The organism is Citrobacter sp., from assembly GCF_050252275.1.
Lineage (GTDB): Bacteria > Pseudomonadota > Gammaproteobacteria > Enterobacterales > Enterobacteriaceae > Citrobacter_A > Citrobacter_A amalonaticus.
On the sequence record NZ_JBFWLF010000057.1, the window covers coordinates 1 to 17935 of the forward strand.

Sequence of the window (17935 nt, forward strand, 5' to 3'; positions counted from 1 at the left end):
AATTACTATCAATATTAAAAGCAGGGATCAGATACATTTTGGGATTAAGGATAAAGCGATAGCTGATAGTGGCTTCACTACCGTTATTATCTAATTCATTAAAAGGCTCATTCGCATCGTCACCACTTGATTTATAACGGGTCTCGACAGAGAAACCGAATTGGTTATCAAACCGATGCGCAAAATAGATACGATCTTTATTAATTTTTCCATCATCGAAGTAGTCGTGACGTAAATCGATAACAGATTCAGCGGCCAGGACATTGCAGCTAACCAGTATTGCCACGGCACTAATAGTCATTCTCTTATTTAATTTCATATTAAAGTCCATGTATGAACGCAAAAAAAGACCTTTCCGTCTCCGACAGAATTAAGAAAAGGCATTGCCACTAAGAATCTCGCTACTCAGAAAACCCGATAACAGGTTCAGCGCCGGTTAAGAATATTATTGTTATATCACCCTGTAAATTGCAGTCATTAATAAAATATGAGATCTGACGAGCAAAATAGGAGGCATAAGAAAATATCCATATAAATAGCCATTGAGAAAAAGCAGCGTATTCATCGACTTTATATAGCGTCACAGCTTATTACCTCATTAATTAATAATATCCCGTTAGCCGTTTTATTATTAATTAATAACGGAGGTGCTAGATAATTCCGGATACTTTGCACAATAAAAACGAGAGTAATCAATATTATTAACTAAAATAAAAATAGGAAAATAAAAATAGAATACGTTTATTTTCAGAACAGTTCGTTTTGATTAATTGATCGTGATTATTTTGTCTCCTCACCCCACAGGGGCAAGATCGTTCTTCAGCCGCCACCTTTCTCTCCCCCCTGACCAGCGGCTTAAGGTACAATCCCCGCTTTCTTTTTCAACAAGGGACAAAAAATGGACAAACGTTTTGTTCAGGCCAATAAAGAAGCGCGTTGGGCGCTATGGCTGACCCTTCTCTATCTGGCCGCCTGGCTCGCCGCAGCTTACATACCAGGGGTGACGCCGGGCATAACCGGGCTGCCGCACTGGTTTGAAATGGCTTGTCTGCTAACACCGCTGATCTTCATTTTGCTGTGCTGGGCCATGGTGAAATTTATCTATCGTGACATTCCCCTGGAGGATGATGATGCAGCTTGAAGTCATTCTGCCGCTGGTTGCCTATCTGGTTGTTGTGTTCGGTCTTTCTGTTTATGCCATGTGTAAACGGCAGACCGGCACCTTCCTGAATGAATATTTTCTGGGTAGCCGTTCCATGGGGGGGATCGTCCTGGCGATGACCCTGACCGCGACATACATCAGCGCCAGCTCATTTATTGGTGGACCTGGTGCGGCCTATAAATACGGACTGGGATGGGTGTTGCTGGCGATGATTCAGCTTCCCGCCGTCTGGCTTTCGCTGGGGATACTCGGTAAGAAATTCGCCATCCTTGCCCGTCGCTATAATGCCGTCACCCTCAACGACATGCTGTTTGCCCGCTACCAGAGTCGCCTGCTGGTGTGGCTGGCGAGCCTCAGCCTGCTCGTGGCGTTTGTCGGCGCCATGACCGTGCAGTTCATTGGCGGCGCACGCCTGCTGGAAACGGCGGCGGGTATTCCCTATGAAACAGGTCTGCTGATTTTCGGTATCAGTATCGCGCTGTATACCGCGTTCGGCGGCTTTCGTGCCAGCGTGCTTAACGACACAATGCAGGGACTGGTGATGCTGATTGGCACCATCGTGCTGCTGGTCGGTATCGTGCATGCGGCCGGTGGCCTGAGCCATGCCGTAGAGACCTTAAACGCCATCGACCCAAAACTGGTTTCACCGCAGGGCGCCGATGACATTCTGTCTCCGACCTTTATGACCTCATTCTGGGTACTGGTCTGTTTTGGTGTGATCGGTCTGCCGCATACGGCGGTGCGCTGCATCTCCTACAAAGACAGCAAAGCGGTACACCGGGGGATAATCATCGGTACCATCGTGGTGGCGATCCTGATGTTTGGTATGCATCTTGCCGGCGCGCTGGGTCGTGCGGTTATCCCTGACCTGACGGTGCCGGATCTGGTGATTCCCACGCTGATGGTCAAAGTGCTGCCGCCTTTCGCCGCCGGGATCTTTCTTGCCGCGCCAATGGCGGCCATTATGTCGACGATCAACGCCCAGTTGCTGCAAAGTTCCGCTACGATCATTAAAGATCTCTATCTTAATATTCGCCCGGAACAGTTGCAGAACGAGACGCGGTTGAAGCGAATATCGGCGGTGATCACCCTCATCTTAGGCGCGCTGCTCTTACTTGCCGCCTGGAAACCGCCAGAGATGATCATCTGGCTGAATCTTCTGGCGTTTGGCGGTCTGGAAGCCGTGTTCTTGTGGCCGCTGGTGCTTGGCCTTTACTGGGAGCGCGCGAATGCGACCGGAGCGCTGAGTGCGATGATTGTCGGCGGCGTGCTGTATGCGATTCTCGCCACCTTTAACGTTCAGTACCTGGGCTTCCATCCGATTGTGCCCTCGTTGCTGCTAAGTTTGCTGGCTTTCCTGGTCGGAAACCGTTTCGGTTCTCCTGCCCCGCAAGCCGCTGTATTGACTACTGATAAATAAAGAGTTTTGCCATGCCATGGATCCAATTAAAACTGAACACGACGGGCGCTAACGCGGAAGCATTGAGCGATGCCCTGATGGAAGCGGGTTCCGTTTCCATCACCTTCCAGGACACGCACGACACGCCGGTTTTTGAGCCATTGCCGGGCGAAACACGCCTGTGGGGCGACACCGACGTTATCGGTCTGTTTGACGCCGAAACCGACATGAAAGAAGTCGTCGCCATCCTGGAACACCATCCGCTGCTGGGCGTCGGGTTCGCGCATAAAATTGAACAACTGGAAGATAAGGACTGGGAACGCGAGTGGATGGATAACTTCCACCCCATGCGTTTTGGCGAACGCCTGTGGATCTGCCCAAGCTGGCGCGACGTGCCGGATGAAAATGCCGTCAACGTAATGCTCGACCCCGGTCTGGCGTTTGGTACCGGCACTCATCCCACCACCTCACTGTGCCTGCAGTGGCTCGACAGTCTCGATTTAACCGGTAAGACCGTTATCGACTTTGGTTGCGGTTCCGGCATCCTCGCAATTGCCGCGCTGAAACTGGGCGCCGCAAAAGCGATCGGTATCGATATTGATCCGCAGGCGATTCAGGCCAGCCGTGATAACGCCCAGCGTAATGGCGTATCAGAACGTCTTGAACTCTACCTGCCACAGGATCAGCCAGACGCCATGAAAGCCGACGTAGTGGTCGCCAACATTCTGGCAGGCCCATTACGCGAGCTGGCACCGTTAATCAGCGTCCTGCCTGTTACAGGCGGTCTGCTGGGCCTTTCCGGTATCCTTGCCAGCCAGGCGGAAAGTGTTTGTGAAGCTTATGCCGATCTCTTCGCTCTCGATCCTGTGGTGGAGAAAGAAGAGTGGTGTCGAATCACGGGCCGTAAGAAGTAACCCTGTCTCCCGCGCGTGGCCGTACTACCGGCCACGTTTTTCAGCATTTCGCCCGCTCCTTCCTCTTCCTCTCATACGGTAAAATAGACGCGTAACTCATTGAAGTTGCAAATATAAAAATCTATTTTATTCATTGGAAGAATTTCATGAACCCTTTTTTGAGCAAGGCAACTTTTCTCGCGTTAAGCATCATGTCATCCACCGCAATGGCATCACACTGGAGCTATGAGGGTGAAGGATCCCCGGAACACTGGGGCGCACTCAGTGAAGAGTATAAAACCTGTCAGACCGGGATGAATCAGTCCCCAATAAACATCGACCAGTCGGCAAATGCCCACCTGAAGCCCCTGAAAACCCACTACACTGAGGGCCCCATTACTCTCATTAACAACGGTCACACAATCCAGGCCGCGCTAAAGAGCGCAACGGCTGATACCATCACGATTGACGGGACTCCGTTTACATTGCAGCAATTCCACTTTCATGCCCCAAGCGAAAATACGGTTCACGGTAAACATTACGCGATGGAAATGCATCTGGTGCACAAAGACGCAAATGGTGCTATCGCCGTTGTTGCGGTCATGTTTGATAAAGGGGCGGCAAACACTGAGCTGGACAAACTGTGGGCGACCATGCCTGAACAAACCGGACAGGACGCTAACGTCACCTCACAAATGGATCTGAATGCCCTGCTGCCGAAAAACAAACGCTTTTGGCGTTTCAGTGGTTCACTGACCACACCGCCCTGCTCTGAAGGGGTAACCTGGATTGTCATGAAGCACCCTCTGACGCTGTCCGCCGCGCAATTAGAAAAATTCAGCCATACGATGCATCATGACAATAATCGTCCGCCCCAACCGCTGAACGGTCGTGTCGTGGTCGAGTGATGACCGATGCGTTGCGCAATCATCTGCTGAAATGAGAGCGATGTCACATTAACTCAAGATAATCTGCTGATTAATTCAGCAGATTATCTTGCAAGCCCGCGCAGATTCGAAGAAAAAATGAGAAGTTACGCAAAATTATAAGCGTACAGAATTTCGTCACGCTTTTGTAATGCAATGATTTGTATGGCTAATTATTTTATGGCGTTGACGTTAACGGCGATTCTTTGATCCACCGCAGAGGATTGGTCAAAGTTTGGCCTTTCATCTCGTGCAAAAAATGCGTAATATACGCCGCCTTGCAGTCACAGTATGGTCATTTCTTAACTCATGCGCATCGGACAATACCAGCTTAGAAATCGCCTGATCGCAGCGCCCATGGCTGGCATCACTGACAGACCTTTTCGGACGCTGTGTTATGAGATGGGAGCCGGATTGACCGTATCCGAGATGATGTCGTCTAACCCGCAGGTTTGGGAAAGCGACAAATCCCGTTTACGGATGGTGCACGTTGATGAGCCAGGAATTCGCACGGTGCAAATTGCCGGTAGCGACCCTGTTGAGATGGCCGATGCCGCACGGATTAACGTGGAAAGCGGCGCCCAGATTATTGATATCAATATGGGGTGTCCGGCTAAAAAAGTGAATCGCAAGCTCGCAGGTTCAGCCCTCTTGCAGTACCCGGATTTAGTGAAGTCGATACTAACCGGGGTGGTTAATGCAGTGGACGTTCCTGTGACCCTGAAGATTCGCACCGGCTGGGCTCCGGAACACCGTAACTGCGTAGAGATTGCCCAACTGGCTGAAGACTGTGGCATTCAGGCTCTGACCATTCATGGACGCACCCGCGCCTGTTTGTTCAATGGAGACGCTGAGTACGACAGTATTCGGGCAGTTAAGCATAAAGTTTCCATTCCGATTATCGCGAATGGTGACATTACTGACCCGCTTAAAGCCAGAGCTGTGCTTGACTATACGGGGGCTGATGCCCTGATGATAGGCCGCGCAGCTCAGGGAAGACCCTGGATCTTTCGGGAAATCCAGCATTATCTGGACACTGGGGAGTTGCTATCCCCCCTGCCTCTGGCAGAGGTTAAGCGCTTGCTTTGTGCGCATGTTCGGGAACTGCATGACTTTTATGGCCAGGCAAAAGGGTACCGAATCGCGCGTAAACACGTCTCCTGGTATCTCCAGGAGCACGCTCCAAATGACCAGTTTCGGCGCACATTCAACGCCATTGAGGATGCCAGCGAACAGCTGGAGGCGTTGGAGGCATACTTCGAAAATTTTGCGTAAACAGAAATAAAGAGCTGACAGAACTATGTTCGAACAACGCGTAAATTCTGACGTACTGACCGTTTCTACCGTTAACTCTCAGGATCAGGTAACCCAAAAACCCCTGCGTGACTCGGTTAAACAGGCACTGAAGAACTATTTTGCTCAACTGAACGGTCAGGATGTTAATGACCTCTATGAGCTGGTACTGGCTGAAGTAGAACAGCCCCTGTTGGACATGGTGATGCAATACACCCGTGGTAACCAGACCCGTGCTGCCCTGATGATGGGCATCAACCGTGGTACGCTGCGTAAAAAATTGAAAAAATACGGCATGAACTAATCTCGATTAGCTAATTGCTTGTTTAAAAAGGCGCTACTCGGCATGGGGAAGCGCCTTTTTTATACGCCTCTTTTGTGGAGCTGATATGAACTCACGATGTGAGCCACACTACTTTGGTGATGAATCCGCGTCGATCATCCACGGAGATGCGCTGACAGAACTCAAGAAACTCCCCGCTGAAAGCGTCGATTTAATCTTTGCCGACCCGCCTTACAATATCGGAAAGGATTTTGACGGGATGGTCGAGTCCTGGGACGAAGACATCTTCCTGGGCTGGCTGTTCGCGTGTATTGAGGAGTGTCATCGGGTGCTGAAAAAACAGGGCACGATGTACATCATGAACAGCACCGAAAACATGCCGCATATCGATCTCAAATGCAGAACGCTGTTTACCATCAAAAGCCGGATTGTCTGGTCTTATGACAGTTCAGGCGTGCAGGCGAAGAAATTCTTTGGCTCAATGTACGAACCGATCCTGATGATGGTCAAAGATGCCCGACAGTACACTTTCAACAGTGACGCTATTCTGGTTGAGACCAAAACCGGTGCGAAAAGAGCGCTGATTGACTACCGTAAAAACCCACCACAGCCTTACAACACGCAAAAAGTTCCGGGCAACGTCTGGGAATTTCCCCGCGTGCGTTATTTGATGGATGAATATGAAAACCATCCGACGCAAAAACCTATCGCCCTGCTAAAACGGATCGTTCTGGCCTCCTCCAATCCTGGCGATACGGTGCTGGATCCCTTCGCCGGCAGCTTTACGACAGGTGCTGTGGCCGTGGAATCGGGACGTAAATTCATCGGTATTGAGGTCAATAATGAGTATGTGAAGATGGGGCTCAGACGGCTGAACATCAGCTCACACTACTCCGCGGAAGAGCTGACGAAAATCAAAAAGAGAAAGACGAAAAACCTGTCGAAAAAGAGTCGAACGGCGTCAGATGTGGTGAAGATGACAGTAAAGTAAAAGCATTGTAAGCCTGCTTTTCAGGACACATTTTTCGTGTATATTTCCTGCACGCTTGGGCATGAATACACAGGATTTGGCAATGATTCGTAAGTATTGGTGGCTGGTTGTTTTTGCGGTCTCCGTGTTCCTTTTTGATGCGTTACTGATCCAGTGGATTGAACTGATCACCACAGAAGTCGATAAATGCCGCAATATGGATTCAGTCAATCCGCTCAAGCTGGTCAACTGTACCGAATTACAATAGCGTGTGATTGATAGACAGGAGAAATGATTATAGGGTTTCCGATGTTAATTGCATGACATATCCATCAGGAATTAACATCCTTAATACATTATCCACCAGCGCCGGTGCCTGCTGATAAAGATCGTAGCGGGTAGAATTCATCAACCAGTTTTTCACGATCCCGCTAAAACTACCGTGAATAATAATTAACACAACGTCTAAATCCAGAGTTCTGGAAATTAACCCTTCCGTCATACTCGCTTGCAACGCGTCGCGTAGTCCCCTCTGGCTAAACCCAATTTTCTCGCGTATTTCCTGTTCTGATATCATCCCCTCATGAAATTCACATTTATGATATAAAATTTGCAGCAATGCCTGCTGCCGGGGAATTTCCGCGATATATTGCAATCCGGCAATTAACTTTTCGCGCAACCGCTGCAAGGGATTATCGCAGTCATGCAAAGCTAACCGGTCCTGAATAAGATCACGTAATGGCGGTTGCTGTTGCCAGAGTTCATTGAAGAGCTGCGTTTTGTTGTCAAAATGCCAGTAGATAGCCCCCCGCGTGACCTGGGCCGCGTCGGCAATGTCGTTAAGCGTCGTGTTGCCAACGCCTCGCGTGGCAAACTGGATGATTGCAGTCTCAATCAAATGTTGTCGCGTTTTTAACGCTTCGGCTTTTGTTCTTTTAGCCATAAGTTATCGTTTCAGGAGCAGGATAAAAAACAGAAATATGGCAATTCACAATTGCCGTTCAAAAAGAACTGTATCACCCCATCCGTTCAGAGATGAAATAAAAGCGAATTTCCTCAGCACAAAACATTCAATCAAATAACCCCCACAAATAAAACCAACAAAAACATTCATACAACAAATGTACATTTCCAAATATATTAGCCAGCAACAAGGTATGACAAAGAAAAACAAAATGAAAAGATAAAGCTATCACTTTTTTGTTTTTACGTGCCGTAGACCCGGCCATAAAATAACTATTACTTACATCGCACGCTAATAATTTGTAGGATAGCCAACTATTATTTCTTCGTGCACGTTATCGCCTTACCGTTATCCGGTAAATAACGAGCTATAGGTTTTTAAGGAACAGTAATGACGAAACATGCCAGGTTTTCACTCCTGCCCTCATTTATCCTCATCTCTGCTGCGTTGCTTGCCGGTTGTAACGATCAGGGAGATAAGCACGCTCAGGCAACCGAACCGCAGGTGACCGTTCATGTGGTTACCGTCGCGCCATTAGCAGTAACCACCGAACTGCCAGGACGCACCTCGGCATTCCGCATTGCGGAAGTTCGTCCACAGGTCAGTGGTATTGTTCTCAAAAGAAACTTCACCGAGGGCAGCGATGTTCAGGCCGGGCAGTCACTGTATCAGATTGATCCTGCCACTTATCAGGCAGATTACGATAGCGCGAAAGGGGAACTGGCGAAAAGTGAAGCTGCCGCCGCCATCGCACACCTGACGGTTAAGCGCTATGTTCCGCTGGTAGGGACAAAATACATTAGCCAACAGGAATACGACCAGGCGATTGCGGATGCGCGTCAGGCCGATGCGGCAGTCATTGCCGCACGAGCCGCAGTTGAGAGCGCACGTATCAATCTTGCTTACACCAAAGTCACCTCGCCGATCGATGGTCGTATTGGCAAATCCAGCGTGACGGAAGGCGCGCTGGTCACCAATGGCCAGGCAACAGCACTGGCTACCGTGCAGCAACTCGATCCTATCTATGTCGATGTCACACAGTCCAGCAGCGACTTTATGCGACTGAAGCAGTCCGTTGAACAGGGCAGCCTGCATAAAGACAGCGCCAGCAGCAGCGTCCAGTTGGTGATGGAAAATGGTACGGCGTATCCCCTGAAAGGGACATTGCAGTTTTCGGATGTCACGGTGGACGAAAGCACAGGCTCCATCACCCTTCGCGCCGTCTTCCCTAACCCACAGCACGCTCTGCTGCCGGGGATGTTTGTTCGCGCTCGCATTGACGAAGGCGTTCAGCCCAACGCTATTTTGATCCCCCAGCAGGGCGTAACACGTACGCCTCGTGGCGATGCAACGGTACTGGTCGTCAATGACCAGAGCCTGGTTGAGCCACGCGCCGTTGTCGCTTCGCAGGCTATCGGCGACAAATGGCTGATTAGCGAAGGCCTATATCCAGGCGATCAGGTGATTGTCAGCGGATTACAAAAAGCCCATCCCGGCACGAAAGTGAAAGCTACCACGGATGCCAATACTCCTGCGGCAAAAGCGGCGCAATAAGGTAACCGAACATGGCAAATTTCTTTATCAGGCGTCCTATTTTTGCCTGGGTTCTGGCCATCATACTGATGCTGGCGGGCGCTCTGGCGATTATGCAACTGCCCGTTGCGCAATACCCGACTATCGCGCCACCAGCGGTAGCCATTTCCGCGAACTATCCAGGGGCAGATGCGCAAACGGTGCAGGATACGGTGACTCAGGTTATCGAACAGAATATGAACGGTATCGATAACCTGATGTATATGTCCTCCACCAGCGACTCTGCGGGTAGCGTGACCATTACGTTAACCTTTCAGTCCGGAACCGACCCGGATATTGCCCAGGTGCAGGTACAGAACAAACTGCAGCTGGCGACGCCATTGCTGCCTCAGGAAGTTCAACAGCAAGGGATTAGCGTAGAAAAGTCGAGCAGCAGTTTCTTGTTGGTGGCGGGGTTTGTCTCTGACGATCCGCAAACGACCCAGGACGATATCTCCGACTACGTCGCCTCAAACGTAAAAGATACGATCAGCCGCCTGAACGGTGTAGGTGACGTCCAGCTGTTTGGCGCACAGTACGCGATGCGTATCTGGCTGGATGCGAATCGCCTGAACAAGTACCAGCTCACACCGGTCGATGTGATCAATCAACTAAAAATACAGAACGACCAGATCGCAGCAGGTCAGTTGGGCGGAACGCCTGCTCTACCGGGGCAGCAACTGAACGCCTCTATCATTGCGCAGACGCGACTGAAAGATCCTGAGGAATTCGGCAAAGTCACATTACGGGTAAACAGCGATGGCTCTGTCGTTCGCCTTAAAGATGTCGCTCGTATCGAGCTGGGGGGAGAAAACTATAACGTTGTCGCCCGAATTAACGGTAAACCGGCTGCGGGTCTGGGGATCAAACTGGCGACCGGGGCCAACGCTCTGGATACCGCCAAAGCGATTAAAACCAAACTCGTTGAGCTGCAACCCTTCTTCCCGCAAGGGATGAAAGTGGTTTACCCGTATGACACCACGCCGTTTGTGAAGATCTCCATTCACGAAGTGGTAAAAACACTGTTCGAAGCGATCGTCCTGGTCTTCCTCGTGATGTATCTGTTTTTACAGAATATCCGCGCAACGCTCATTCCGACGATTGCGGTTCCCGTTGTGCTATTGGGTACATTTGCCGTGCTCTCGGCGTTTGGCTACTCGATCAACACCCTGACGATGTTTGGGATGGTGCTGGCGATCGGCCTGCTGGTCGATGACGCCATTGTGGTAGTGGAAAACGTTGAACGGGTGATGATGGAAGAACAGTTGCCGCCCAAAGAGGCAACCGAGAAATCCATGTCGCAGATCCAGGGGGCGCTGGTTGGGATCGCGATGGTGCTGTCTGCTGTCTTCATCCCGATGGCCTTTTTCGGCGGCTCCACCGGGGCTATTTATCGCCAGTTTTCCATCACGATTGTGTCGGCAATGGCGCTTTCGGTTCTGGTGGCATTGATCCTGACGCCGGCACTTTGCGCAACGCTGCTAAAACCAGCGTCCGCCGAACACCACGAGAAGAAAGGCGGATTTTTCGGCTGGTTTAATGCCAAATTTGATCTCAGCGTTAACCACTACACCAACAGTGTCAGCGGCATTGTGCGCAAAACCGGACGCTACCTGCTCCTTTACATCCTGATTGTTGTCGGAATGGGGGTACTGTTTTTCCGTCTCCCCACTTCCTTCCTGCCTGATGAAGATCAGGGCGTATTCATGACGATGGTTCAGCTACCCGCAGGTTCAACCCAGGAACGAACCCAAAATGTATTGGATCAGGTCACCCATTACTACCTGACTCACGAAAAAGCGAACGTTGAAAGCGTGTTTACGGTCAACGGCTTTAGCTTTAGCGGCCAGGCGCAGAACGCGGGTCTGGCCTTCATCAGCCTGAAGCCCTGGGATGAGCGTAGCGGCAAGGAAAACAGCGTTGAAGCGGTAATTGCGCGTGCAACTCGCGCGTTCAGCCAGATCCAGGATGGACTGGTCTTCCCCTTCAACATGCCGGCGATAATTGAACTGGGCACCGCGACGGGTTTCGATTTTGAACTGCTTGACCAGGGGGGGTTGGGGCACACAGCGCTAACATCAGCACGTAATCAGTTAATGGGTATGGTGGCTAAGCATTCCGATCTGCTGGTCCGTGTTCGACCTAACGGCCTGGAGGATACCCCTCAGTTCAAGCTGGATGTCGACCAGGAAAAAGCACAGGCGCTTGGCATTGCGCTGTCAGACATTAACGAAACCATCTCTGCGTCGTTAGGCGGCAGCTATGTTAACGACTTCATTGACCGCGGACGAGTAAAGAAAGTGTATGTTCAGGCAGATGCGAAATTCCGTATGCTGCCAGAAGATATCAATAATCTGTACGTTCGTAGTGCTAACGGCGAGATGGTCCCTTTTTCAGCCTTCAGCTCAGCCCGCTGGGTGTATGGTTCTCCGCGCCTGGAACGCTTTAACGGTATGCCATCGATGGAGTTGTTGGGTGAGGCGGCCCCCGGTCGAAGCACCGGTGAAGCGATGGCCATGATGGAAAGTCTCGCGTCAAAACTGCCTAATGGTATTGGTCATGACTGGACGGGGATGTCATATCAGGAACTTTTGTCCGGCAATCAGGCGCCGGCACTGTATGCCATCTCGCTGATCGTCGTGTTCCTCTGTCTTGCCGCGCTGTATGAAAGCTGGTCCATTCCGTTCTCGGTGATGCTGGTAGTCCCGCTCGGCGTGGTGGGTGCCCTTTTGGCCGCTTCCCTGCGTGGGCTAAATAACGACGTCTATTTTCAGGTCGGACTGTTAACCACGATTGGGCTTTCCGCGAAAAACGCCATTCTGATCGTGGAATTTGCCAAGGATCTGATGGAGAAAGAAGGTCGTGGCCTGATCGAGGCAACGTTTGAGGCTGCGCGCATGCGCCTGCGCCCTATTCTGATGACCTCACTCGCCTTCATCCTCGGCGTAATGCCGCTGGTCATCAGTCGCGGGGCAGGGAGTGGCGCCCAGCATGCAGTCGGAACCGGTGTGATGGGAGGGATGCTGACAGCAACGCTGCTGGCTATCTTCTTTGTCCCGGTGTTTTTTGTGGTCGTCAGAGGCCGGTTTAACAAATCCCAGCGTTAATGTGTAAATTAAGGCGTCTACGGACGCCTTTTTCCTTCAGGTATCTTTCATTATTTATTAAACAGATAGTCATTTGCACTGCGGAATACTAAATTCACTCCTTCATTATTTTTACAATTCACATGAATTGAGATTATTCCATATGCCAATCTTTTTTTAAGCGGTGGTAAAATTCATTTCGTATTCGCAAAGCAGCATTCCCTGTTGCTGCATTTAGCGGAACGCTTATTTTTGAGGTAACACCATGAAAAGATTAATTCCAGTAGCATTGCTCACTGCATTGCTGGCGGGCTGTGCACACGATTCCCCCTGCGTTCCGGTTTATGATGATCAAGGACGTCTTGTTCATACCAACACCTGTATGAAAGGGACGACTCAGGATAACTGGGAAACCGCAGGCGCCATTGCTGGCGGGGCCGCAGCGGTTGCAGGCCTGACGATGGGGATCATCGCACTGTCAAAATAACATTCTCAGAGCGCGGTACTTGCCGCGCTCTTAGCCTAAGAATACGGTTTTTCATATCATTCAATGTGTTGAAAAATACGTGTTCTAATACATTTTAATAATCAATAACGTCCACCCCTTTCTCTTTTCGCATTTATCTTTCAATACTCACGCTCTCGATATTCACGCCTGAAATCGTTATTTCATTTTGCGAGCATTATTTTAAATATTTTGCTCCAAAATGTGGCTTACGTTTCAATTTCGCACCATTTCAGGGCGCTACTTTTATTTTTTCCTGTCTACACTCTGCTTATTGCGTCGGATATTCACGCGCAAAACCTGGCATTACCTTTGCTTAGAAGAGTATGGCCAATGCCACAGACAGGTTAAAGACGTTGCAGAACGTCTCTCTATAACAATAATTTCTTTGCCACACAGGATGCATTATGAAAAAGATGATGATAGCCACACTGGCTGCGGCCGGTGTGCTGCTTGCGGTTGCCAATCAGGCACATGCGGGAACCACGCTGGATGCTGTAAAAAAGAAAGGGTTCGTACAATGCGGTATCAGTGACGGTCTTCCCGGTTTTTCTTACGCTGACGCAGACGGGAAATTCTCCGGGATAGATGTGGATGTTTGCCGTGGTGTTGCCGCCGCCGTCCTGGGAGATGATACAAAAGTAAAATATACCCCTCTCACCGCAAAAGAACGCTTCACCGCATTACAGTCTGGCGAAGTCGATCTTCTCTCCCGTAATACGACCTGGACCTCCTCACGTGATGCAGGAATGGGCATGTCCTTCACTGGCGTTACCTATTACGATGGCATTGGCTTCCTGACCCACAACAAAGCGGGTCTGAAAAGCGCGAAAGAGTTAGATGGTGCCACCGTTTGTATTCAGGCGGGAACAGATACGGAACTGAACGTGGCAGATTATTTCAAAGCCAACAACATGAAATACACCCCGGTGACTTTTGACCGCTCAGATGAGTCGGCAAAAGCGCTGGAGTCCGGACGTTGCGATACCCTCGCCTCTGACCAGTCCCAACTGTATGCCCTGCGCATCAAACTCAGCAACCCGGCTGAATGGCTTGTACTGCCAGAGGTGATCTCGAAAGAGCCGCTGGGGCCAGTTGTTCGTCGCGGTGATGACGAATGGTTCTCTATTGTGCGTTGGACGCTGTTTGCCATGTTGAATGCCGAAGAGATGGGCGTGACATCGAAGAATGTCGATGAGAAAGCGGCGAACCCTGCAACACCAGATATGGCGCACCTGCTGGGCAAAGAAGGCGACTACGGCAAAGATCTGAAGCTCGACAATAAATGGGCTTACAACATCATCAAGCAGGTGGGTAACTATGCGGAGATCTTTGAACGCAACGTCGGATCGGAAAGTCCACTGAAGATCAAACGTGGACAGAACAATCTCTGGAATAACGGCGGCATTCAATACGCACCGCCAGTGCGTTAAGTCGTTGTGATGTAACGGGCGCCGCACTAGCGGCGCTCAGTTCAGAGTTATGGTTACCGAGGCTTTCTTATGTTCCATCGCCGCTCAAGTGTAAAAGGGTCGCTCTCCTTTTCAAACCCTGCGGTCCGCGCCTGGCTGTTCCAGATCCTCGCCATTCTTGCGGTCGTTGCAGTTGCTATCTATCTCATTCATAACACGATTAATAATCTAAGCAGTCGCGGCATTACCTCGGGCTTTGCCTTTCTCGACCGTAGCGCTGGGTTTGGCATCGTCCAGCACTTAATCGACTATCAGCAGGGTGACACGTACGGACGTGTTTTTGTGGTGGGTTTGCTTAACACGCTGCTGGTTTCCGCGCTGTGTATTGTCTTTGCGTCATTTATCGGCTTCTTTCTCGGGCTGGCGCGCCTTTCAGATAACTGGTTACTGCGTAAACTCTCGACGATTTATATTGAGACCTTTCGTAATATCCCGCCTCTGCTGCAAATCTTTTTTTGGTACTTCGCGGTTCTGCGCAATTTGCCCGGCCCACGTCAGGCCGCAAGCGCGCTGGATATGATCTTTCTGAGTAATCGGGGACTTTATATCCCGTCTCCGCAGTTTGGGGAAGGCATACTCGCTTTCGTGCTCTCGGCAGTGATTGCCATTGCGTTGTCCGTGGGTCTGTTCCGCTTCAATAAAATGCATCAGATGAAAACGGGACAACTTCGCAGAACCTGGCCTACTGCATTAAGCCTGATTGTGCTGCTACCGCTCATCGCGCACTGGCTTTTTGGCGCGGCGCTGCACTGGGATATCCCGCAACTACGCGGCTTCAACTTCCGTGGCGGAATGGTGCTCATTCCTGAACTGGCAGCCCTGACACTGGCGTTATCGGTATATACCTCGGCGTTTATTGCCGAAATCATTCGTGCAGGTATTCAGGCCGTTCCCTACGGTCAGCATGAAGCCGCCCGTTCTCTCGGGTTGCCTAATACCGTGACCCTTCGCCAGGTCATCATTCCTCAGGCACTTCGCGTCATTATTCCACCGCTGACCAGCCAGTATCTGAATATTGTCAAAAACTCATCGCTGGCCGCCGCCATTGGCTATCCCGACATGGTATCGCTGTTCGCCGGGACGGTACTTAATCAGACCGGACAGGCCATCGAAACGATCGCCATCACGATGTCGGTGTACCTGATCATCAGCCTGAGCATCTCGCTGCTGATGAACATCTATAACCGGCGAATCGCCCTCATTGAGCGCTAAGGAATCATGATGACAAAAGCACTGCTGTCTCATCCCATGCGCCCGGCCAGTAACGGCCCTGGTCGTTCGATCGTATGGGTACGGAAGAACCTCTTTTCCAGTTGGTCAAACAGCCTGCTGACGCTGTTCTGTCTGTGGCTGATGTGGGAGTTAATTCCCCCTTTGCTGAACTGGGCGTTCCTGCAGGCCAACTGGGTGGGATCCACGCGTGCTGACTGTACCAAAGCGGGCGCCTGCTGGGTGTTTATTCATGAACGCTTTGGACAATTCATGTATGGATTGTACCCACATGATCAGCGTTGGCGTATCAACCTGGCGTTGATCATTGGGTTGGCTTCCATTGTGCCGATGTTCTGGAAAGCGTTGCCGGGTCGCGGGCGTTATATCGTCGTCTGGGCCGTGATCTACCCGATCACTGTCTGGTTCCTGTTGTATGGCGGATTTCTTGGTCTGGATCGCGTTGAAACACGCCAATGGGGCGGGCTGACGCTGACCTTAATCATCGCATCCGTCGGGATCGCGGGGGCACTGCCATTAGGAATTTTGTTGGCACTGGGACGTCGCTCCCACATGCCCGTCGTGCGGATCTTATCCGTCATTTTTATCGAGTTCTGGCGTGGCGTCCCGCTGATCACCGTCCTGTTTATGTCTTCGGTCATGCTGCCGCTGTTTCTGTCAGAAGGAACCAACATCGATAAGCTTATTCGGGCACTGGTTGGCGTGATCCTCTTCCAGTCGGCCTACGTCGCGGAAGTGGTTCGTGGGGGGCTGCAGGCATTACCGAAAGGGCAATACGAAGCAGCAGAATCGCTGGCGTTGGGCTACTGGAAAACCCAGGGGCTGGTCATTCTTCCCCAAGCCCTGAAGCTGGTGATTCCCGGACTGGTGAACACCATTATCGCCCTGTTTAAGGATACCAGTCTGGTCATCATCATCGGTTTGTTCGATCTGTTCAGCAGCGTACAGCAAGCGACAGTTGACCCTGCCTGGCTGGGTATGTCGACAGAAGGCTATGTCTTCGCTGCTCTGATTTACTGGATTTTTTGTTTCAGCATGTCGCGCTATAGCCAGCATCTGGAAAAGCGCTTTAACACCGGGCGTACACCGCACTGAGGATTCTATGAGCCAACTATTAATACAACCTGCCGACGCGATGATTACGCTGGAAAACGTCAATAAGTGGTACGGACAGTTTCATGTCCTTAAGGATATCAACCTGCGCGTTAAACAGGGGGAACGCATTGTGTTATGTGGGCCTTCAGGTTCGGGAAAATCAACCACCATCCGCTGTATTAACCATCTGGAAGAACATCAACAGGGACGAATTATTGTCGATGGTATTGAGTTGAATGAAGATATCCGCAACATCGAGCGCGTCCGACAGGAAGTCGGCATGGTGTTCCAACACTTCAATCTCTTTCCTCATCTGACGGTTTTGCAAAACTGTACGCTGGCACCGATTTGGGTGCGTAAGATGCCGGTAAAAGAGGCCGAAGCGCTGGGGATGCACTACCTGGAACGTGTGCGTATTGCAGAGCACGCACATAAATTTCCAGGGCAGATCTCCGGAGGACAGCAACAACGCGTGGCCATTGCCCGCTCGCTATGTATGAAACCCAAAATTATGCTGTTTGATGAGCCCACGTCGGCGCTGGATCCCGAAATGGTGAAAGAGGTGCTGGATACGATGATTGGCCTGGCGCAATCAGGAATGACAATGCTTTGCGTCACGCATGAGATGGGATTTGCCAGAACGGTGGCTGACAGGGTGATCTTCATGGATCGTGGGGAAATTGTTGAGCAAGCCCCGCCGGATGAGTTTTTTGCACATCCTAAATCAGAACGTACTCAAGCATTCCTGTCTCAGGTGATTCATTAGTTGTTTGCTCTACCGGGTGATGGCTTCGCCTTACCCGACCTACCGTTTTTTCGGCGTATAAATGCAAAAAGGCCATCCTTTCGGATGGCCTTCTCACTTGTTTGATGTCTGGCAGTTCCCTACTCTCGCATGGGGAGACCCCACACTACCATCGGCGCTACGGCGTTTCACTTCTGAGTTCGGCATGGGGTCAGGTGGGACCACCGCGCTACAGCCGCCAGTCAAATTCTGTTAATTAAACCGCCTATCTCAGGTTAATCTGATCTGAAAAAACGCTGAATATTTACTCTCAAACCGCCAATACATCTGCTGCGATGTA

17 protein-coding genes and 1 rRNA gene are annotated in these 17935 nt (G+C 50.7%); 15 read left to right on the plus strand and 3 right to left on the minus strand.

The genetic code is table 11. From position 1 onward, the window contains the following. Positions 1-319, minus strand: a 319-nt coding sequence (locus AB7E14_RS07055) for an oligogalacturonate-specific porin KdgM family protein (protein WP_428169432.1), incomplete at its 3' end; no start/stop codon positions are given. A gap of 579 nt (positions 320-898) precedes the next feature. Here AB7E14_RS07055 and AB7E14_RS07060 point away from each other — a divergent pair. The 8 genes from AB7E14_RS07060 to AB7E14_RS07095 all read left to right on the plus strand — a co-directional run bounded on the left by AB7E14_RS07060 (position 899) and on the right by AB7E14_RS07095 (position 7194). Then, the gene (locus AB7E14_RS07060) at positions 899-1141 is read left to right on the plus strand and encodes a YhdT family protein (protein WP_042998345.1); all 243 of its coding nucleotides are present in this window, start codon (positions 899-901) and stop codon (positions 1139-1141) included. Next, on the plus strand, positions 1131-2582 hold the full coding sequence (gene panF / locus AB7E14_RS07065) for a sodium/pantothenate symporter (RefSeq protein ID WP_316962594.1): 1452 nt from the start codon (positions 1131-1133) through the stop codon (positions 2580-2582). The genes AB7E14_RS07060 and panF overlap by 11 nt, the downstream gene beginning before the upstream one ends. Positions 2583-2593: 11 nt before the next feature. After that, positions 2594-3475 (plus strand): 50S ribosomal protein L11 methyltransferase, encoded by an 882-nt coding sequence (gene prmA / locus AB7E14_RS07070; RefSeq protein WP_042998347.1) that lies wholly within the window; start codon positions 2594-2596, stop codon positions 3473-3475. Positions 3476-3621: 146 nt separating this feature from the next. After that, positions 3622-4362 (plus strand): carbonic anhydrase, encoded by a 741-nt coding sequence (locus tag AB7E14_RS07075; RefSeq protein ID WP_058587496.1) that lies wholly within the window; start codon positions 3622-3624, stop codon positions 4360-4362. A 327-nt stretch (positions 4363-4689) separates the two neighbouring features. Then, the gene (dusB, locus tag AB7E14_RS07080) at positions 4690-5655 is read left to right on the plus strand and encodes a tRNA dihydrouridine synthase DusB (RefSeq protein ID WP_058587495.1); all 966 of its coding nucleotides are present in this window, start codon (positions 4690-4692) and stop codon (positions 5653-5655) included. A gap of 25 nt (positions 5656-5680) precedes the next feature. After that, positions 5681-5977, plus strand: coding sequence for a DNA-binding transcriptional regulator Fis (fis, locus tag AB7E14_RS07085; RefSeq protein ID WP_000462905.1), 297 nt, complete (start codon positions 5681-5683; stop codon positions 5975-5977). Between the two features lie 85 nt (positions 5978-6062). Then, a complete protein-coding gene (gene yhdJ, locus AB7E14_RS07090; RefSeq protein WP_044327069.1) occupies positions 6063-6947 on the plus strand; it encodes an adenine-specific DNA-methyltransferase in 885 nt (294 codons plus the stop codon). An 82-nt stretch (positions 6948-7029) separates the two neighbouring features. Beyond that, complete coding sequence (locus tag AB7E14_RS07095; RefSeq protein ID WP_042998358.1) at positions 7030-7194, plus strand: DUF2556 family protein; 165 nt, start codon at positions 7030-7032, stop codon at positions 7192-7194. Between the two features lie 27 nt (positions 7195-7221). Here the strand turns inward: AB7E14_RS07095 and envR are convergent, their stop codons facing one another. Beyond that, positions 7222-7869 (minus strand): acrEF/envCD operon transcriptional regulator, encoded by a 648-nt coding sequence (gene envR / locus AB7E14_RS07100; RefSeq protein ID WP_042998359.1) that lies wholly within the window; start codon positions 7867-7869, stop codon positions 7222-7224. Between the two features lie 411 nt (positions 7870-8280). Between envR and AB7E14_RS07105 the strand changes: the two genes are divergently transcribed. From AB7E14_RS07105 to AB7E14_RS07135, 7 genes are all read left to right on the plus strand, one after another. Next, positions 8281-9444 (plus strand): efflux RND transporter periplasmic adaptor subunit, encoded by a 1164-nt coding sequence (locus AB7E14_RS07105; RefSeq protein WP_316962589.1) that lies wholly within the window; start codon positions 8281-8283, stop codon positions 9442-9444. Between the two features lie 11 nt (positions 9445-9455). Beyond that, positions 9456-12569 (plus strand): efflux RND transporter permease subunit, encoded by a 3114-nt coding sequence (locus AB7E14_RS07110; RefSeq protein ID WP_316962590.1) that lies wholly within the window; start codon positions 9456-9458, stop codon positions 12567-12569. Between the two features lie 244 nt (positions 12570-12813). Then, a complete protein-coding gene (locus AB7E14_RS07115; RefSeq protein ID WP_000825639.1) occupies positions 12814-13035 on the plus strand; it encodes a membrane protein in 222 nt (73 codons plus the stop codon). 425 nt (positions 13036-13460) lie between these two features. Further along, positions 13461-14486, plus strand: a complete 1026-nt coding sequence (locus tag AB7E14_RS07120; protein ID WP_042998362.1) for an amino acid ABC transporter substrate-binding protein — start codon at positions 13461-13463, stop codon at positions 14484-14486. 69 nt (positions 14487-14555) lie between these two features. Further along, positions 14556-15737, plus strand: coding sequence for an amino acid ABC transporter permease (locus AB7E14_RS07125; protein WP_216081900.1), 1182 nt, complete (start codon positions 14556-14558; stop codon positions 15735-15737). Between the two features lie 9 nt (positions 15738-15746). Then, a complete protein-coding gene (locus tag AB7E14_RS07130; protein ID WP_044328991.1) occupies positions 15747-16850 on the plus strand; it encodes an amino acid ABC transporter permease in 1104 nt (367 codons plus the stop codon). A gap of 7 nt (positions 16851-16857) precedes the next feature. Next, positions 16858-17616: an amino acid ABC transporter ATP-binding protein gene (locus AB7E14_RS07135; protein WP_044328992.1), complete on the plus strand. Its 759-nt coding sequence runs from the start codon at positions 16858-16860 to the stop codon at positions 17614-17616. Positions 17617-17722: 106 nt separating this feature from the next. Here AB7E14_RS07135 and rrf read toward each other — a convergent pair. After that, a 5S ribosomal RNA gene (rrf, locus tag AB7E14_RS07140) occupies positions 17723-17838 on the minus strand. Between the last annotated feature and the right edge of the window lie 97 nt (positions 17839-17935).